The organism is Bacillus sp. PK5-006 (genome assembly GCF_054161415.1).
Window position 1 is genome coordinate 109,639 of the sequence record NZ_CP096414.1, and the last position, 16,254, is coordinate 125,892.

General features: G+C 40.5%; 15 protein-coding genes. 9 read left to right on the top strand and 6 right to left on the bottom strand.

Going from position 1 to position 16,254, the window contains the following annotated elements; all coding sequences use genetic code 11:
- Nucleotides 1-21: 21 nt before the first annotated feature.
- Nucleotides 22-870 (top strand): PRD domain-containing protein, encoded by an 849-nt coding sequence (locus tag M1D84_RS00540; protein WP_185853981.1) that lies wholly within the window; start codon nt 22-24, stop codon nt 868-870.
- Between the two features lie 96 nt (nt 871-966).
- Here M1D84_RS00540 and M1D84_RS00545 read toward each other — a convergent pair whose 3' ends face one another.
- On the bottom strand, nt 967-2,145 hold the full coding sequence (locus M1D84_RS00545) for a Rap family tetratricopeptide repeat protein (protein ID WP_044334860.1): 1,179 nt from the start codon (nt 2,143-2,145) through the stop codon (nt 967-969).
- Between the two features lie 411 nt (nt 2,146-2,556).
- Here M1D84_RS00545 and M1D84_RS00550 point away from each other — a divergent pair, with 411 nt between their 5' ends.
- On the top strand, nt 2,557-2,769 hold the full coding sequence (locus tag M1D84_RS00550; protein WP_185853980.1) for a hypothetical protein: 213 nt from the start codon (nt 2,557-2,559) through the stop codon (nt 2,767-2,769).
- A 32-nt stretch (nt 2,770-2,801) separates the two neighbouring features.
- Here M1D84_RS00550 and M1D84_RS00555 read toward each other — a convergent pair whose 3' ends face one another.
- The 4 genes from M1D84_RS00555 to M1D84_RS00570 all read right to left on the bottom strand — a co-directional run bounded on the left by M1D84_RS00555 (nt 2,802) and on the right by M1D84_RS00570 (nt 7,874).
- Nucleotides 2,802-3,563 carry an ABC transporter ATP-binding protein gene (locus M1D84_RS00555; RefSeq protein WP_185853979.1) on the bottom strand — a complete coding sequence of 254 codons (762 nt, stop codon included), beginning with the start codon at nt 3,561-3,563 and terminating at the stop codon, nt 2,802-2,804.
- Between the two features lie 13 nt (nt 3,564-3,576).
- Nucleotides 3,577-5,904 (bottom strand): FtsX-like permease family protein, encoded by a 2,328-nt coding sequence (locus M1D84_RS00560; protein ID WP_458106372.1) that lies wholly within the window; start codon nt 5,902-5,904, stop codon nt 3,577-3,579.
- Nucleotides 5,901-7,154: an MFS transporter gene (locus M1D84_RS00565; RefSeq protein ID WP_280149114.1), complete on the bottom strand. Its 1,254-nt coding sequence runs from the start codon at nt 7,152-7,154 to the stop codon at nt 5,901-5,903. Before M1D84_RS00565 ends, M1D84_RS00560 begins: the two co-directional genes overlap by 4 nt.
- 69 nt (nt 7,155-7,223) lie before the next feature.
- A complete protein-coding gene (locus M1D84_RS00570) occupies nt 7,224-7,874 on the bottom strand; it encodes a TetR/AcrR family transcriptional regulator (protein WP_044334868.1) in 651 nt (216 codons plus the stop codon).
- A gap of 161 nt (nt 7,875-8,035) precedes the next feature.
- Here M1D84_RS00570 and M1D84_RS00575 point away from each other — a divergent pair, with 161 nt between their 5' ends.
- The 7 genes from M1D84_RS00575 to M1D84_RS00605 all read left to right on the top strand — a co-directional run bounded on the left by M1D84_RS00575 (nt 8,036) and on the right by M1D84_RS00605 (nt 14,790).
- Entirely contained in the window at nt 8,036-9,148 is a 1,113-nt protein-coding gene (locus M1D84_RS00575) for a CdaR family transcriptional regulator (RefSeq protein WP_185853977.1), read from the top strand.
- A gap of 119 nt (nt 9,149-9,267) precedes the next feature.
- Nucleotides 9,268-10,539, top strand: a complete 1,272-nt coding sequence (locus tag M1D84_RS00580) for a GntP family permease (RefSeq protein WP_025093737.1) — start codon at nt 9,268-9,270, stop codon at nt 10,537-10,539.
- A 29-nt stretch (nt 10,540-10,568) separates the two neighbouring features.
- Complete coding sequence (locus M1D84_RS00585; RefSeq protein ID WP_268415053.1) at nt 10,569-11,708, top strand: glycerate kinase; 1,140 nt, start codon at nt 10,569-10,571, stop codon at nt 11,706-11,708.
- A gap of 93 nt (nt 11,709-11,801) precedes the next feature.
- Entirely contained in the window at nt 11,802-12,140 is a 339-nt protein-coding gene (locus M1D84_RS00590; protein ID WP_024423969.1) for a zinc ribbon domain-containing protein YjdM, read from the top strand.
- Between the two features lie 320 nt (nt 12,141-12,460).
- Nucleotides 12,461-13,390: an ABC transporter ATP-binding protein gene (locus M1D84_RS00595; protein WP_024423968.1), complete on the top strand. Its 930-nt coding sequence runs from the start codon at nt 12,461-12,463 to the stop codon at nt 13,388-13,390.
- Nucleotides 13,387-14,337, top strand: a complete 951-nt coding sequence (locus tag M1D84_RS00600) for an ABC transporter permease (protein WP_024423967.1) — start codon at nt 13,387-13,389, stop codon at nt 14,335-14,337. Before M1D84_RS00595 ends, M1D84_RS00600 begins: the two co-directional genes overlap by 4 nt.
- Nucleotides 14,338-14,361: 24 nt before the next feature.
- Nucleotides 14,362-14,790 carry a DUF4064 domain-containing protein gene (locus tag M1D84_RS00605; RefSeq protein WP_024423966.1) on the top strand — a complete coding sequence of 143 codons (429 nt, stop codon included), beginning with the start codon at nt 14,362-14,364 and terminating at the stop codon, nt 14,788-14,790.
- Nucleotides 14,791-14,830: 40 nt separating this feature from the next.
- On the opposite strand, the gene M1D84_RS00610 is transcribed toward M1D84_RS00605, so the two are convergent.
- Nucleotides 14,831-16,159 (bottom strand): CitMHS family transporter, encoded by a 1,329-nt coding sequence (locus M1D84_RS00610; protein WP_044334880.1) that lies wholly within the window; start codon nt 16,157-16,159, stop codon nt 14,831-14,833.
- Between the last annotated feature and the right edge of the window lie 95 nt (nt 16,160-16,254).

Consider the following 16,254-nt stretch of genomic DNA (forward strand, 5'->3'; position numbering starts at 1 on the left):
TCATGAAAACAGGTGATGACGATGTTTAAAATCAAAAAAGTTTTAAACTCGAGTGTGGTCCTGGCTGAAGATCAGAACCAACAGGAGATGGTTTTGTTCGGCCGAGGAATTGGCTATGGACAGAAACCAGGTCAAATGATAGAAGAGAAAAAAGCGGACCAAGTCTTTATGTCAGTCGATAACATGAGAGCAAAAGAATTTCTTCAACTGTTAGATTCAATGCCGCAGGAATTTATCGATTTAACTCAGCACATCGTCAAATATGCAGAAAAACGTTTAAACTCAAATTTAAATTCAGGTGTTTATTTTACCTTAATGGATCATTTGAATTTTGCAGTGGAACGTCATAAAAAGAATATTAATATTACGAATCGCGTGTATTGGGAAATCAAAAATTACTATACAGAAGAATTTGAAGTAGGAAATTACGCACTTGAGTTAGTCAATGACACATTGGGCATACAATTACCAAAAGAAGAAGCTGCCAATATCGCCTTTCACTTAATTAATGCATTAGGTGAAGAGTCCGAGTCGAAAGATGGTATGAAATACGCCAAGATGATCGGAAGTATTGTCAATCTTGTGCGCTATACGTTGAATATGGAAATGGATCAAGAGAATATTCATTACAGTCGGTTCATTACACATGTGAAATTCTTTGTAGAAAGATTTTATGCTGATAAATTATTATCAGATCAAGAAAATGAGTTATTTGAACAAATTGCACATTTATATCCTCAAGCGATGGATGTTGCTTTTAAGATCAAAGACTATATTAAACAGGTGCATAGTATCATCATTCCTAATGATGAGCTGACTTATCTTGCGGTACATATACACCGCCTCATTTCTTATCAGCAACTAAAATAAATGTGGAACCACTTGCCTTGATGAGGCGAGTGGTTCTTTGTATGACCAATGTTATATTAAGTTCCGATAGGGCGTTCTGTTGTACCAGGATTGCCATCATTTAATGGATTGAAAGCCCCTGTTTGTCCTAAAACAACGATGGTCAAAGTGATGATCAATAAACTCATTTTTTTCATTAGAATTCCCCCAGTCAATAATAGGATGTTTCATGCGATCAGCTTCCTTTAAAAAGAGATAGGCTTGATGAATTGCTCCCAGCTCTTCAAAGTGTTTTGCAGCTAATGCACTTAATTCACAGACTCCTTCAGCATCTTTTAATTTTTTAAGAATGCTGATTTCATCGAAACAGGCTTGAGCTTTTTGAGCCATATCTTCAGTGAAGTATAGATGGTAAAGCAAATTCATTTTTGCTGTATAGATGGGGCATTTCTCTGATTCATGTTTTTGGTTCACCAATTCGAAGTAATAGAGAGCTTGTGTCCTTTCATCGATAGAAAGCAGCTCTTTCATTAACATGTACATGGAGTGATGAAAGTAACACGAAGAGAGGTAGTCTTCATCACTAAGAGCCTTTTCTAGGGCATCAATACATTTTTTGGATTCGCCAGCTTCGGCGTACAAAATGCTGATATTATGATAAAGCTGTGATGTTAGAAAATGATCGTTGAGACTGTCTGCGATGTGTAATGCTTTTTTGTAGTAGTCTTCTGCTCTTATAAAGTCACCAATGTCCATATAATTAGCAGCGGCGATGACAAAGGCTGCAGCTAGTCTTCTCTCATATCCTTCATGACTTTTGAAAATATCAATAGCATTCTGAATATAGTGTAGAGAAATCAGGCTTTGACGAAGCAGCATATATAAGTTAGCGATTTTCGTATGAAATTCTGCTACTTCTATTTCATCAGGAATGTGTTGTAGTTTTTTCTCGGCAATTTTAAACAGTCCAATGGCTGATGCATAGTCTCTTTTATATGAAGCGTAAAGGGCTTTGTATAGGTAAAAGTAGTATTCAATTAAGTCGTTTGTTTTAGAGGGGCAATCTGGCTCTGGCTGTTCCTTCAGTTTTGTACCTCTCCGTTCATATAACATGAGCTTATACTTGCCTTCTAGCAATGAGTAATAGGTCAAAACTTCCTGATTTTCTTCCATTTTTTGAAGTAATTCTTTTAATTCTGTATACATTGCTTTTGCACTGTGTACATCATGCTTGCGAATTGCAATTCTCCAATCATTTAAACGATTCCCCACCTGTTCAGCAGAAATGATAGCCATGGAAATTTCACCTCTTTAAGATCCTTTCACCTGTTTCATAAAAAACGATATCACAATTTTTGGTAAAATATAATCGTTTCTGCGAAGTGATTGACAAGAGGTAATAAAAAGGACCTAAGGTCATGTGATGTACGATATTGTAAGGGTGATTGCTTGTTAGCACAAATGAATAAAATCTCTTTTTGGAAATCTAAAAAAGGGATATATACAATGGATTTTATGATAATGAACGAAAATATCACTCGTATATTTGGAATAAAGCAGTTTTAACTATTTCAGAGGAAAAATGGAAGGTCGATCTAGGAAAGAAAATCATGTATGATGTTGCTAGATCATGAGATAAGAAACTGGTAGATGACGACAAAAGTAAGTATTAAACACAAACTCCGACCTTTTAGAAAGGATGTTGAAATGAAAAAAAGATTTCAAAGTTTAAATAGACAAATCACAGTCATTATCGCGACTCTGTTCCTTGTTTTAGTGACTGTTTATATGTCAAAGAGATACTTTTATAGCAAAGAAATTGAGCTGCTGACAGAATCTTGTCAACAAGCTGGCGGCAAAATCATTTTAGAAACAAATAGTTTGTCTATGGATTACTCGTTTGAGTGCCAGAAAAAGTAGAACAGGCAGTTTCCTGCCTGTTTTTACTCAAATTAAAAACCTAAATCTTGCAGCCATTGATTTAATCTCATTTCTCGTTTCTCGGCAGTTGAAAGGTCATATCTACCTAATTGTAAACTGTCTGCAATTTCTCCGTCATTCATAAACATGATTTTTTCAGAACGAAGAGCCACCTTAGGGTCATGTGTGACAAGCAGCAGTGTTGCTCCTTCAGCGTGTACTCTTGAAAATATATTCATCACTTCCTTCGTTGTACTGGAATTAAGAGCCCCTGTTGGTTCATCAGCAAAAAGTATGTCTGGTTCATTCATGAGCGCTCGGCAGATAGCGGTTCTTTGAAGCTGTCCTCCCGATACTTCTGTCAAATATCTATTTGCCAAATGATCAATATCAAGTTTTTCCATTAAATATTGAGCTCGTTCATTCAATTCTTGTCTTGGCTTTTTCTTTGCTAAATAAGCTGCAGTAATGATGTTGTCAAATAGATTAAGATTTTTTAATAAATGACTGTGCTGAAAGACAAACCCCATCTCTGTTAAGCGCAGAGCACTTAACTGTTTGTCTGTCATTTCTGATAGTGATCGGCCTTTATATTTGATCTCTCCTGTTGAAGCTTTTTCTATGCCGCTAAGCTGATAAAGTAAGGATGTTTTCCCACATCCAGAAGGTCCCATAATGGTCACGAATTCCCCACGCTTTATCGATAAATGAATATCCTTAAGAATGGTTTGTTTTTGTCCTTTTAATGAATTGATATGCAAAGACAATCGCTGCGTTTCAATCAAGTGTTCCATGTGAAACATCTCCTTATAAAAGTGTTTGCCTTGTCGTTGGACTGGAAAAAAACGTCTTCAATAACCAGGTGGTCAAAGCTAAATTGACAATAACTAGTGTAACGGGGTACACAACTGACACCCATTGCGGTGACAGCCACTGGAGGCTCGACGCCCCTAATGTTGCTCCACCTATACTCATCAAAGCAGGACCAATGGTACTCACCGCGATTGTTCCAATAAAGGCGCCAAAACACAGAACAACGATAAAACTCGATATATATTGTGATGTTATATCTGTTATAGAAAAACCAATTGTTCTTAACATGTGATTTCGGCTCGAATCTTTCGCCTTTAACATGTGCAGAAACATGAATAGCATTAAGCTGGCGGTTCCAAAGGCAGCTAATGCAGCAAAAAATGCAATGACTTTTACAATAGCTGCTGTGCTGCCGATCGTTTGATGAACGTATTCTTTCATATCTGTCACTTTTGCAGGAGATACCTTTTTTTCAAATATTGTCTTTTTCTCTGCAATATTTACTCCTGGCTTTAGTTGGATTTGAATGGTTTGCCAAAGAGCTGTTTGAGGAAATGGCTGTGATATTGCTTTTGCTGTTTTGCCCCCATTGGTTACGTCCTGATAAATACCTGTTACCGTTCTTTGGATTTCATGCCCATTATTCACGAGTGTGATTCTTTCTCCTATCTTTTTCTGAAGTGAATCTGCATTTAATACGGATAAGGCAATTTCTTCATTCTTTAAAGGCTGCCGCCCTTTTAAATAGGTGAGAGGAAATGCTGAGAGCTCACCTGTTTCTAAGTAGAGCGTTTCTAATGTGTTCTCCTTTGATTTCACCTGAAGAGAAGTAGTTTTATAGATGGCTGCTGTTTGTATGCTCTGATCTTGACGAATCATTGATTCTAGTTCGTTTGTATTTTTCGCTAGATGATTTCCTTGGCGTATATCCATTCGAAGGTCACTTTTACCAGAGCCAAGGTATGTGATGAAATCCGGTGATTGTAAGGTATGCCATAGCTGAATAGGCATGAGCATTAAAAATGTACAGAGTGCAATAATACAAGAAATCGTTGTGTACAACTTCTTTCTTGATATCAGATCTTTTAAACCCAGCCAAATATTGATTGGTATGAACCTGCTTTTCTTGAGGTGCATAGGTATTTTTTTCTTATGATTCGGTGAATTAATAACGCCTTGAAGTGCTTGAGCAGCTGATATTTGACCAAACTTTCTTAGGACAGCATAGCTGCAAGAGATGACGATTATTGCCGTGGCAATAGAAACAAAAAGCGGGATTAACCAATGAGCAAAAGAAGGCTGATTCCCCATGTAACGGTGAATATTGGTTGTAAACATATCACCAAATATAAGCGTTAACACATATCCCGCTATACACCCTGCACAAGCAAGCGCGGCATACTTACCAACGTATAATTGCTTGATTCTTGTTAAAGGGATCCCAAGCACCTTCAGTATGCCAATTTCACGTTCATCCTCTTCTATTGAAGCCGTCATAGCAAGATGGAGTGAGAGAAGGGCTATACTGATGAGCAGCAGGCAAACAAGCAGGAGAATGGCAATGACCATTCCATCTGTCAATGCATTCAGCATACGCAGTAAAGGTAGTGTGACAGATGGACCTTGTTGTGGCAGTTGTGATGATTGATAGATTGCTTGAAAGGTATCTGTCTGAGCGGCATCATGTAGTAAAAATTCGATTAAGTACTCTTTGTGATGAAACACTTGATTTATTGCATCCCAATCCTCGTTATGAAGAAGAAATCTTTTTGAACTGACAAGACTGGGGTTCATTTGTGCATCTCGCAAGAACGCTTTGATGCGAAAGGGGAATTGATTAGCTCCTTTCTCAATCAGTAATGTTTCACCTATATTGAGCTGATACTTTTGTTGAAAATAAATTGGGACAGCCACTTCACCTTTATTGACAGTGAGCTTTTCGTTTTGTTCATTTAGAAGAAAATCAAAGTTGCGATTTTGCTTCACAAATAAATGATCCATCACACCTGCTTTGGCAGGCTCATGTCCGAACCTGATGTTTGCATGTTCAATTGGTATCATTGGGACGATTTGATGGGCTTTTACTATGGATTGCTTGTTTGAAAATGCTTCAATGTCTTTTTCATTTAGGTCGCCGTCATGCATTTGGACAAAGTCTGGCGCTTTGGCAGAATGGAGCAGGTTAGAAATGGAACCATTCAGCTGTACGATCATTTGAGCTGCACTTGCTGCGAGAAATGAAGTCATCATGATGCAAATGGTTAAGCCGATTGAAATGAGACGGTGTCGGGTTAAGTCTTTCTTTATAAACGCTAATCTCATGAGGCTGCTTCTCCTTCATGCTGAAGCATATTTTTTGTTAAGCAGGCTAGTGCAAACATGAAAGTACTGACGATGAGCACCGTCACATACATGGTGGCTGAAAACGTATTGAACAAAAATCCATACATCATTTGGCCAAGCGGAGCAGCACATTGAGAAACCATTGTCAGATTGGCCATCACTTTTCCTAATTGATGATTTGGTGTTTTCTTTTGAACATGTGAAATCACAACGATTGAGATCATAGTTAGCAGCATAGCAATTGGAAGACATCCTGCTAAAAAGAGAAAATAAGCTGGATAAGTACCAAATTGAAGAGCTGTTTTGGATGTTGAGAGCGCCACAGGCAGCAAGATGACTGCGATGACAAGAAGCCAGCGATATAAAGTAGGAATGCGCCAATGCTTCGCTACAAGTCCAACTAGCAGAGCCCCTGCGATGACAGCGAACTCAATCAAGCCCATGCCTATTCCATACATGATGTCACTGCTCTTCATTGTGACCCTTAAAATGATTGGACCCCCAACAATAAAAAATGGTGTAAGGATGAAATTTAACATTGCAGCAAGCAGCATGGCTCTTTTTAAAAATGGCTGGCTGCCAATATAAGAAAATCCTTGTTTCATATCTTTTATGAGCACCTTGCTCATGGACTCTGTCAGCGGACTAGGGGAGAAGGAAATGTTTAACCGTAAAAGCATGCAGGCTGATAGAAAAAATACGATAGCACTTGCACCGATGATGGATTGGCTTCCAATCATTCCGTATAAAACTCCTCCGATAATAGGTGCGAGAACACCTGAAAGTGCCTGAACGCCATTGACAATGCCGTTTGCTTGTTCTAATTGCTCTTGTTTCACTAGCTGTGGAATGCTGGACATGACAGCGGGAGCATAGAACGTACTCATCACGCCAAGCAGTATCATGACAGCTCCGATCATATAGAGTGAATCATTTCCCGAAAATAACCAAAAATAGAAGGCAAGAATCATCATGCCGGTGAGGACATCAAATAAAATCATTAAATTCCTTCTGTTAAATCGGTCAGCGATCGCACCAGCTAACGGTGAGAGAAGGAGCGGGATATTGGATAAAGCGAAAAGTAAGGCATATAAATCAACTCGATGCGTCATATCAAGTACGTGTAAAGATAGAACAAACCGAATGAGAGAAGATCCGAAAACGGAAATAATCTGTCCGAGAACGAGGTAGATAAAGTGGGATGACCCTCTTTTGGATAACAAAGACATGAATATCACTCTCCTTTTAGACCGACCGTCAGTCTATAATGTATGCAGGATTGGTATTGAAGTGACCAATCACTGATTATTTTCATCCAGCTCTCCAGATAATCGCTTCAGCAGGAATGAAAAGCTCCCCTTTTCTGCATGCAATGAGGATTCGAGTATATCAATAAAAGCTAAAGCGCGTTGTATACTTTCTTCGGCTGTCCATTGAAAAAGGCCTTCATCAAATATGACCTGTGCAGAAGCAAGGAGAAATTCAACCGTCTCTTGCGGATACTTCGTTTTGAATGTCCCTTCCTCTACACCTTGCTGAATGACATCTGCCAACACGGGTGATAGTTCTTTAATGGCTTTGATTAAGCTTTTTTGATGCATTTCTGCATTAGAAGGCTGATGGAACTGATCGATCATGCCCTGTTTATGGCTTCCTTGCTGAGGTGATTGCGCCATGATGATACGAAATAGTTTGTCAACGACTGGAAGGTCTGGCTCAGCTGCAATACGCTTTGCCACGATGATATCTTCTTTGATGATCCTGTCAATAATGGCATCCATTACTTCTTCTTTTGATGCAAAGTAGTAGTAAAAGGTGCCTTTTGCGATGCCAACGGCTTTTAATATGTCAATAATCGTTGTTTTCTGATAGCCTTTGGTTGAAAAAAGCGCTTCGGCTGCGTTTAATATGTCATTTTTACGTTCCTCAGGATGTTTAACGGTTCTCATAAAGCCATCCTTTCTTTTAACTAGACTGTCGGTCGGTTCTTGATTTGATTAAACACTTTTCAGGGTGTCTTTGTCAATGGCTGGTTTTTAAACACTTTGCATTTATTGTTCAAAGACACTATGATACATTGAATGAAAAAAACCTTCAGGGGAGATGACAAATGCAATTTTTGACCAGTGAATTGGCTCAAGAAATGGTTGAACGTACGATGCATATTTTACATAAAAACATCAATGTGATGAATGCAGATGGTGTCATTATTGGTTCTGGTGAGCGAAACAGGATTGGCCAGAAACATGATGGTGCACGGCTTGTACTGACAAGCGGGAACAGTGTGGAAATTGACCAGGAGACCTCTTTGCGCTTAGAAGGGGTGAAACCTGGGATTAACTTGCCTATCTGCTTCCATGAACAAGTAGTTGGTGTGATTGGAATTACTGGTGAACCAGAGGACATTCGGCATCATGCCGAGCTGGTGAAGATGGCAGCTGAACTGGTGTTAGAGCAATCTTTTCTGCTTGAGCGGGTTCAATGGCGTCATCGAATAGAGAGTGAAATTGTCAATCAGTTGATTTCATATTCTGATGTTGGGGATCATCAGCTGAAAAATCGAGCTGCTTGGCTGGGGATGGATTTAGACAAGCACCGAATGGCTATTGTTTTTCAGCCAGTTCCATCCTCAGAGGATGCTGTTCATAAATTGATGCATGCGATTCAATATGATAAGAATGCGGATGATTTACTTGGCATGACCTTTTGTCATGAATTGATTCTTTTAAGTCAGCCCATACCTGAACATCGAGTAAAGCAGGCGGCAGGTCATCTGCAGAAAACAATGCAAAGAGCAGTAGGAAGCCAAGTGTTAGTGGGGATAGGGACTGTCGCTGAAGACATCAGCCAGCTGCCAATTTCTTTTCAGCATGCGAGAGAAGCCCTGAGGTTAGGGAAGGCTCTTGATCCGGAAGAAAGTATGTATTTCTTTGAATCGTATCAGCTGGAAAGCTTATTCATGAAGGTGAGAATTGCTGAAAAGAACAGTCGATGGACTGACTTTTACAAGCCTTTGACACAAGAAGCAGAGCTCGCCCATACATTAAGGGTTTACATTGAAGAGGGCGGTGATTTGCAAAGAATTGTTGATCGTTTATTTATTCATCGGAATACATTGCGTTATCGTTTAGACAAAATTCAAGGATTGACCGGAAAAGACCCTCGTCATGTAAAACAGTTAATCGAGCTTTATATGGCGCAGCTAATGACTCAACTATATTGATTGTGCAAATGCACAATTTGGAAGAGTGGTCAGTTAAAAAAGTTCATCCAGATTCACAACACAATCCCTTAGGGTAAACGCTTACAATTGGAGAAAGATATTTTTAGGGGGACTTGAGAATGGGTGGAGATGTGACGGTAAGTACTCTGGGAGCCATGGCGGCGCTTGTGATCGCGATTGTTCTCATTCTAAAAAAAGTATCACCTGCTTATGGCATGCTGGCTGGTGCATTCATAGGCGGATTGGTTGGCGGGGTAGACATTGTTCAGACCGTCAACGTTATGATGGAAGGTGCTAAGGACATGATTCCGGCTGTCCTTAGAATTATGGCCGCAGGTGTACTGGCTGGTGTTCTCATTGAATCAGGTGCAGCGTTATCTATCGCTGAGGCCATCGTGAGAAGGCTTGGTGAGGCGAGGGCACTATTAGCACTCGCTCTTGCAACGATGATTTTAACAACAGTGGGCGTTTTTGTAGATGTTGCGGTTATCACAGTAGCGCCCATCGCACTTGCCATTGCCAAACGCGCAAAGCTCTCAAAAACGGGAATTCTCCTTGCTATGATTGGAGGCGGGAAGGCAGGGAATATCATGTCACCGAATCCGAATGCCATTGCCGCTTCAGACGCTTTTGGTGTACCTCTGACTTCAATGATGGCTGCAGGAATCATTCCAGCTGTGTTCGGGTTGGCTGTTACATATGTATTAGCTAAAAAGCTTGCAAACAAAGGGACACCCGTTCTTGAAGAGGAAACTGGGCAAAGTAAAGTTCAAATACCTTCTTTTTTTCAAGCACTGGCTGGTCCGCTGGTTACCATTTTATTGTTGGCTTTAAGGCCGCTTTTTCAAATCAATATAGACCCAATGATCGCTTTACCGATTGGAGGGATTGTAGGTGCTCTTTTCATGAAAAAAGGGAAATTTCTCAATGATTATGCGATGTCGGGTCTTCATAAAATGTCAGGTGTAGCGATCATGTTATTAGGGACAGGTACATTAGCAGGAATCGTATCGAATTCTTCCTTAAAAGATGTGTTTATTCAGGCACTGGATGCATCGGGTTTACCTCCATATTTACTTGCGCCTACTTCCGGGATATTTATGTCAGCCGCGACCGCTTCGACAACAGCAGGAACGGCGGTAGCGAGCGGTGTGTTTAGCGGAACACTGATTGGGCTTGGTGTATCTGCTCTTTCAGGGGCAGCCATGATTCATGCTGGCGCAACAGTGCTTGACCATATGCCGCATGGGAGCTTTTTCCATGCAACAGCAGGAAGTGTTCAAATGGATATTAAAGAGCGTTTGAAGCTCATGCCTTTTGAATCGTTAATCGGTTTGACGTTAACCGTTGTATCGACCATTATTTTTGGCGTTTTCCAGCTGTTTGGCTGAGGACATGATAAGAAAAGAGGGGCTTTAGGATGAAAATTGTGATCGCACCAGATTCATTTAAAGAAAGTTTATCTGCTTATGAGACAGCATGTGCCATTGAACGAGGATTTCGTTCTATTTTGCCAAACGCAGAGTATATCAAACTGCCGATGGCAGATGGAGGAGAGGGGACCGTTCAATCGTTGGTTGATGCGACTGGCGGACACATTGTTCATCAAGTGGTCACGGGCCCGCTTGGTGAACCTGTGAATGCCTTTTTTGGCATGTTAGGAGACGGTCAGACTGCTGTCATAGAGATGGCTGCAGCCTCTGGTTTACATCTTGTACCGCGAGAAAAACGTAATCCATTATGGACCACATCAAGAGGAACTGGTGAATTAATACTTGCAGCTCTGGATAAAGGAGCGAAGCACGTGATCATTGGGCTTGGCGGAAGTGCAACAAATGATGGCGGCGTTGGAATGATGCAAGGATTAGGTGCAGATTTCCTTGATAAAACAGGACATTCCCTGACGTCAGGCGGCGGGGCACTTCATCAATTAGCTTCAATTGATTTATCTGGACTCGATCCAAGACTGCAATCCGTCCGGCTGGAGGCGGCTTGTGATGTGGATAATCCTTTAACAGGTGAGAGAGGAGCGTCTGCTGTTTTCGGCCCTCAAAAGGGAGCAGATGAAGAAATGGTTCAAGTGTTAGACAAGAACCTGGCTCATTTTGCACAAGTAGCTGAAAAACAGTTCAATGTATCCTTTGGAGATGCAGCAGGGGCAGGAGCGGCAGGAGGACTTGGTGCGAGTTTATTAGGCTTTTTACAAGCCGATTTACAAAGAGGAATCGATATTGTGCTGAAGGCTGTTCATTTTGATGATGTCATCAAGGAGGCAGACCTTGTTATTACGGGAGAAGGCCGAATTGACCGGCAGACCATTTATGGAAAAACCCCAATCGGCGTAGCCAAAGCAGCAAAGCAGTATAATCTGCCTGTGATTGGTATTGCAGGCTCTCTTGCAAACGACAGTGGAGTCGTACACGATCATGGAATTGATGCACTGTTTAGCATTGTTCCAGGTATTACCTCTCTTTCTGAGGCGATACAAGATGCGGATATTCATGTAGAAAGAACAGCTCGGAATATCGCGGCTGTGTTAGAAATTGGAATAAAAAAGTAAATGATGAAAAATGTTTCCTTTTCTATCACAATCCTTTCTATCGAAATGTGGTAAAATTGTTATAAATGATGTAGAAAGTTGGAGGAAACAAAAATGTCTAATCTACCAAATTGTCCTTCGTGCAGCTCACCTTATACTTACGAGGACGGCAGTCTGCTGGTTTGTCCTGAGTGTGCGCATGAATGGTCACTTGAACAAGAACAAGCGGCAGAGGAACAGCTTGTGGTCAAAGATGCGAATGGGAATCTGTTAAGTGATGGGGACACGGTCTCTGTCATTAAAGACCTAAAAGTAAAAGGTTCTTCATCCGTTTTGAAAATAGGAACGAAGGTCAAAGGCATTCGTTTAGTTGAAGGCGACCATAACATTGATTGTAAAATTCCTAGCTTCGGCGCAATGAAATTAAAATCAGAGTTTGTGAAAAAGATATAATGTATGAAAAGAGGCTGTAAGAGGGTCTCTTTTCTTTATTTATAGGTGAAAGGAATAATCTCAAACAAAATTCCATACATATATACCTGTTGAAAAAGGTTCATTTTTTAAAAAATCAAGCCTCTTTTCACATAAAAATCCGCAGTTTTCTTAACTCTACCTTAAAAAAGGCAGATGATTCGCTAAATTTTGGCTAATCCCCTTCACAACTTTTGGGCATTGCTGTACCATATGGAAGTGTTCTTCTATTTTTGACGGATCATGGTGTTTATCAGGAAATAGAATGATAGATGATACTTAGACAAAGAAGGAGAGGTAACGTGACGAACGTTTTAGAACTGCATAATGTATCTAGACATATTAGCGGGAAAAAGATTGTTCAAGACTTGAGCTTTTCTGTCCAAGCGGGCGAAGTCTTTGGCTTCTTAGGACCAAATGGTGCAGGGAAAACAACAACCATTCGTATGATGGTCGGTCTTTCTCCCATTACATCTGGTGACATTCTGATTAATGGTCATAGTATTCAAACATCCTATCAGCATGCCATCCAACATGTCGGTGCGATTATTGAAAATCCAGAAATGTATAATCATTTAACGGCAAGACAAAATCTTGTTCACTTTGCCCGAATGAATGGGAAAGTGGATGAAGCGCGAATTGATGAGCTGTTAGAGCTAGTCAGCTTACAGCATGTGAAACATAAGCGTGTGCGTACATTTTCATTAGGAATGAAACAGCGATTGGGCATTGCGCAGGCACTCATACATAGACCGAAACTGCTAATCTTAGATGAGCCGACCAATGGACTTGATCCTGAGGGGATTCGAATGATACGAGATTACTTGAGAAGGCTTGCGAAGGAAGAAGGGCTGGCTGTAATTGTTTCAAGTCACCTCATGTCAGAGATGGAATTGATGTGTGATCGCTTTGCAATTATCCAAACCGGAAAGCTGATTGCGATTGAGGATCAGCGTGCTGAGACGAAGCAGGATGATTTGGTTAATTATCGAATGAAGGTAGCAGCCGGGGAGCTTGAAGGAGCACAGAAGCTCATTGATGCATTTGAGGAAGGCGTCACTGTAAGAGAAGAGGAGCAGTACTTATTTTTCTCTATGCCAGAACAAAAAATGCCAGAATTAATCCGTCATTTGAGCAGCGCGTCTATTCATTTGTACGAGATCAAAATTGAAAAACAAACCTTAGAAGATAAGTTCTTAAGCTTAACAGGTAAAAAGGAGGCAGACGTATGATTCGCCTCATTCAAAACGAGTGGATGAAAATCAGTTATCGTGTTGGAACTTGGATTATGGTTGGGCTTCTTGTGTTAGGTATGGTTGCCACGCTGATCTTTGTAGTGAAAACAAATGACAAAGATCATGCTTCAGGTGATTGGAAAACCCAGCTAGAAATGATGAATAAGGAAAACAAGAAGGAGCTCAAAGAGACAGAGAATGGTTTCTTTAAAAGAGAGCTTGAAAAAGAGATCGCTATTAATGATTATCGAATCAAGCATAACTTGCCGCCGGCTGATCAGTTTAGCCACAGTGTATGGGATTATGTGAAAACAAACGCCAATTTACTTCAACTAGTCGGTGTGTTTGTGATCATTATTGCTTCCACCATTGTGTCGGCTGAATACAAGCATGGTACAATTAAATTATTATTGATTCGTCCACCATCAAGGCTAAAGATCCTAATATCTAAATATATTACGGTGCAGCTGTATGCTCTTTTACTTGTTGTGGTGCTATTTATTTTGTCATTCATATTGGGTGCTATTTTCTTTGGACTTAACACTGATTATGTGAATTTGGTGTATCAAAATGGTGAAGTGATTGAACGTTCGCAGTTTGCAAATATGGTCTATTATTATCTTGCTCATTGTGCAATGTTTGTCGTTTTGGGAACCCTTTCGTTCGCCATTTCTACAGTGTTTAGAAGTGAAGCTATCTCCATTGCCATTAGTGTGTTAGCGTATATTGTGGGTGGATCAGTCACAGGTATTTTAATGCTCTTCTTTGATTGGTCAAAATATCTGTTATTTGCAAACGATCCATCCCAATACTTTATGGAACAGGTTACTCTTATAGAAGGTATGTCTCTAGGATTCTCACTAACCGTCCTAGTCATCTATTGGGCTATTTTCTTAGCTATTGCCTTAATCGTCTTCCAAAAGCGAGAAGTGAAAACAGGTTAATTTAACTTTTTAGGAGGTTTACACATGATTAAACGTAAAGGTGAAAAAATTATGGGGATTATTAGTATTGTCCTCAATGCCATTGGTGTCGGGTTTGGGGCATTAATCCTTTCTGTGGGTCCATCATTTTATGATGAAATCAATGAAGTGTTAAAAGAGGAAGGGGAAACATTGCCGATTGAAACGCTTCAGGCTTCGGTTCATGCGTTTGGTACTCAGTTCATGGTCGTTTCCGCCATTGCGGCTGTGCTTTCGATTGTAGGTGTGATTTTCTTGAAAACTGACCGTCGTGCCGTGCTTTCAGGTATTCTTTTCTTGGTTTCTGCTGTGACTCTTTTAATTGGAACAGTTGGCCTTGCATTCGCTCCAATGGTTCTATTGTTTATCATTGGATTAATGTCTCTTATTAGAAAGCCGAATGCAGACATTCACACAAGTGAATATCCTTCATAATGAAAAAAGACATGCGTCGCTGTGCGCATGTCTTTTTTATTTAAATAATGCCTATCAGTTTGGCAGCGATCAATAAAACAATACTGAATCCCCACATCCAGAAGAAAGAGTAGCGGATGTGTTTCCCCATATCGACTCCTGCAAGACCTATTGCAAGCCAAACGGCTGGAGCGAGAGGGCTGACAAAGGTTCCTATGATGTTTCCGATCATCATGGCATACGCCGCAGAAGTGCCCGTCACGCCGACCTCAGATGTGATTGATTCGACAATTGGCAGAAGGGCATAATAATAAGCATCTGTACTTGTCAGCATATCCAGTGGTACCCCAAACAGCCCGACAATGATATGTAAAAATGGAAGCAGGAAAGCTGGTAGAATCTGAATACTGTCCACAGCGATAGCTTTTAGCATTCCCGTTCCTTCGAGAATTCCTAGAAATGAACCTGCGGAGAAAATAACAGCGGCCATCATGAGTGCACTAGGTGCATGCGCCTTGATTCTCTCCATTTGTACATCCACTTTCGGATAGTTAATTAATAGTGCAAGAGAAAGACCAATCATAAACATGTAACTAGCCGGAATCACGTTGAGCACAAGAAGGACAACTACGGCTATAAACAGAATGAAATTCACCCAAATCAAGTGATAACGTTTTAAAGCGGCATCACCTGTCTCGCTAATGGATTGAATAGCCCGGTCCCAATCTGCGCCTTCTAATTGAACAGCAGCGATTTCATTTGCGGCGATTTTGACCCGAATGCGTTTTTCTTCCCTTTTTCCTAAAATAAATGCCATTCCTAATACGAGAACGACCCCAATGAGCTGAATGGGAATGAGCGGCACCCAAAGTTCAGATGGGTCCATATTCAACACACTTGCTGCCCGCCCTGTGGGGCCTGCCCACGGCACCATATTCGTTAAGCCAGCACTTGTCCCGATCAATAACAGCAATAAGTACGGACTCATATGTAATTTTTTATAAAGTGGAAGCAGTGCAGGTACAGTTAATAAAAATGTAGTCGCTCCTGCTCCGTCTAAATGAGCGATGACTCCTATTAGAGCTGTCCCCATTGCCACTGTGACCACATTTCCCTTTGTCAGTTTAATCAGCGTTTTTATTACAGGTTCAAAGAACCCTGTATCTTGTAAAATGCCAAAAAATAAAATGGCGAAGATGAACATGGTCGCCACTGGCAGTACTTTGATAATCCCTTCTTCAAAGAATGATTGAATGTCATTAATCCCAAATCCTGCGATGAATGCCCCGATTAAAGGCACCATGACCATGGCGACAATTGGACTTGCTTTCCCCCAAATCAGCAATACAACAATCGTTAAAATAATCAACAATCCAACAAACGTTAACATAAGTCCCTCCCCCTACAATAAACCGTTTACATTTTCTTGCTCTTTTTATCACAATGCAGTCCCATATCTGCATTGAAAAAAAGGGTATCAAAAAT

What these genes read in the sequence shown, in the direction of transcription:
- M1D84_RS00540 (WP_185853981.1), top strand. Translation starts at nt 22, where the DNA reads ATGTTTAAAATCAAAAAAGTTTTAAACTCGAGTGTGGTCCTGGCTGAA.
- M1D84_RS00545 (WP_044334860.1), bottom strand. Translation starts at nt 2,145, where the DNA reads ATGGCTATCATTTCTGCTGAACAGGTGGGGAATCGTTTAAATGATTGG.
- M1D84_RS00550 (WP_185853980.1), top strand. Translation starts at nt 2,557, where the DNA reads ATGAAAAAAAGATTTCAAAGTTTAAATAGACAAATCACAGTCATTATC.
- M1D84_RS00555 (WP_185853979.1), bottom strand. Translation starts at nt 3,563, where the DNA reads ATGGAACACTTGATTGAAACGCAGCGATTGTCTTTGCATATCAATTCA.
- M1D84_RS00560 (WP_458106372.1), bottom strand. Translation starts at nt 5,904, where the DNA reads ATGAGATTAGCGTTTATAAAGAAAGACTTAACCCGACACCGTCTCATT.
- M1D84_RS00565 (WP_280149114.1), bottom strand. Translation starts at nt 7,154, where the DNA reads ATGTCTTTGTTATCCAAAAGAGGGTCATCCCACTTTATCTACCTCGTT.
- M1D84_RS00570 (WP_044334868.1), bottom strand. Translation starts at nt 7,874, where the DNA reads ATGAGAACCGTTAAACATCCTGAGGAACGTAAAAATGACATATTAAAC.
- M1D84_RS00575 (WP_185853977.1), top strand. Translation starts at nt 8,036, where the DNA reads ATGCAATTTTTGACCAGTGAATTGGCTCAAGAAATGGTTGAACGTACG.
- M1D84_RS00580 (WP_025093737.1), top strand. Translation starts at nt 9,268, where the DNA reads ATGGGTGGAGATGTGACGGTAAGTACTCTGGGAGCCATGGCGGCGCTT.
- M1D84_RS00585 (WP_268415053.1), top strand. Translation starts at nt 10,569, where the DNA reads ATGAAAATTGTGATCGCACCAGATTCATTTAAAGAAAGTTTATCTGCT.
- M1D84_RS00590 (WP_024423969.1), top strand. Translation starts at nt 11,802, where the DNA reads ATGTCTAATCTACCAAATTGTCCTTCGTGCAGCTCACCTTATACTTAC.
- M1D84_RS00600 (WP_024423967.1), top strand. Translation starts at nt 13,387, where the DNA reads ATGATTCGCCTCATTCAAAACGAGTGGATGAAAATCAGTTATCGTGTT.
- M1D84_RS00605 (WP_024423966.1), top strand. Translation starts at nt 14,362, where the DNA reads ATGATTAAACGTAAAGGTGAAAAAATTATGGGGATTATTAGTATTGTC.
- M1D84_RS00610 (WP_044334880.1), bottom strand. Translation starts at nt 16,159, where the DNA reads ATGTTAACGTTTGTTGGATTGTTGATTATTTTAACGATTGTTGTATTG.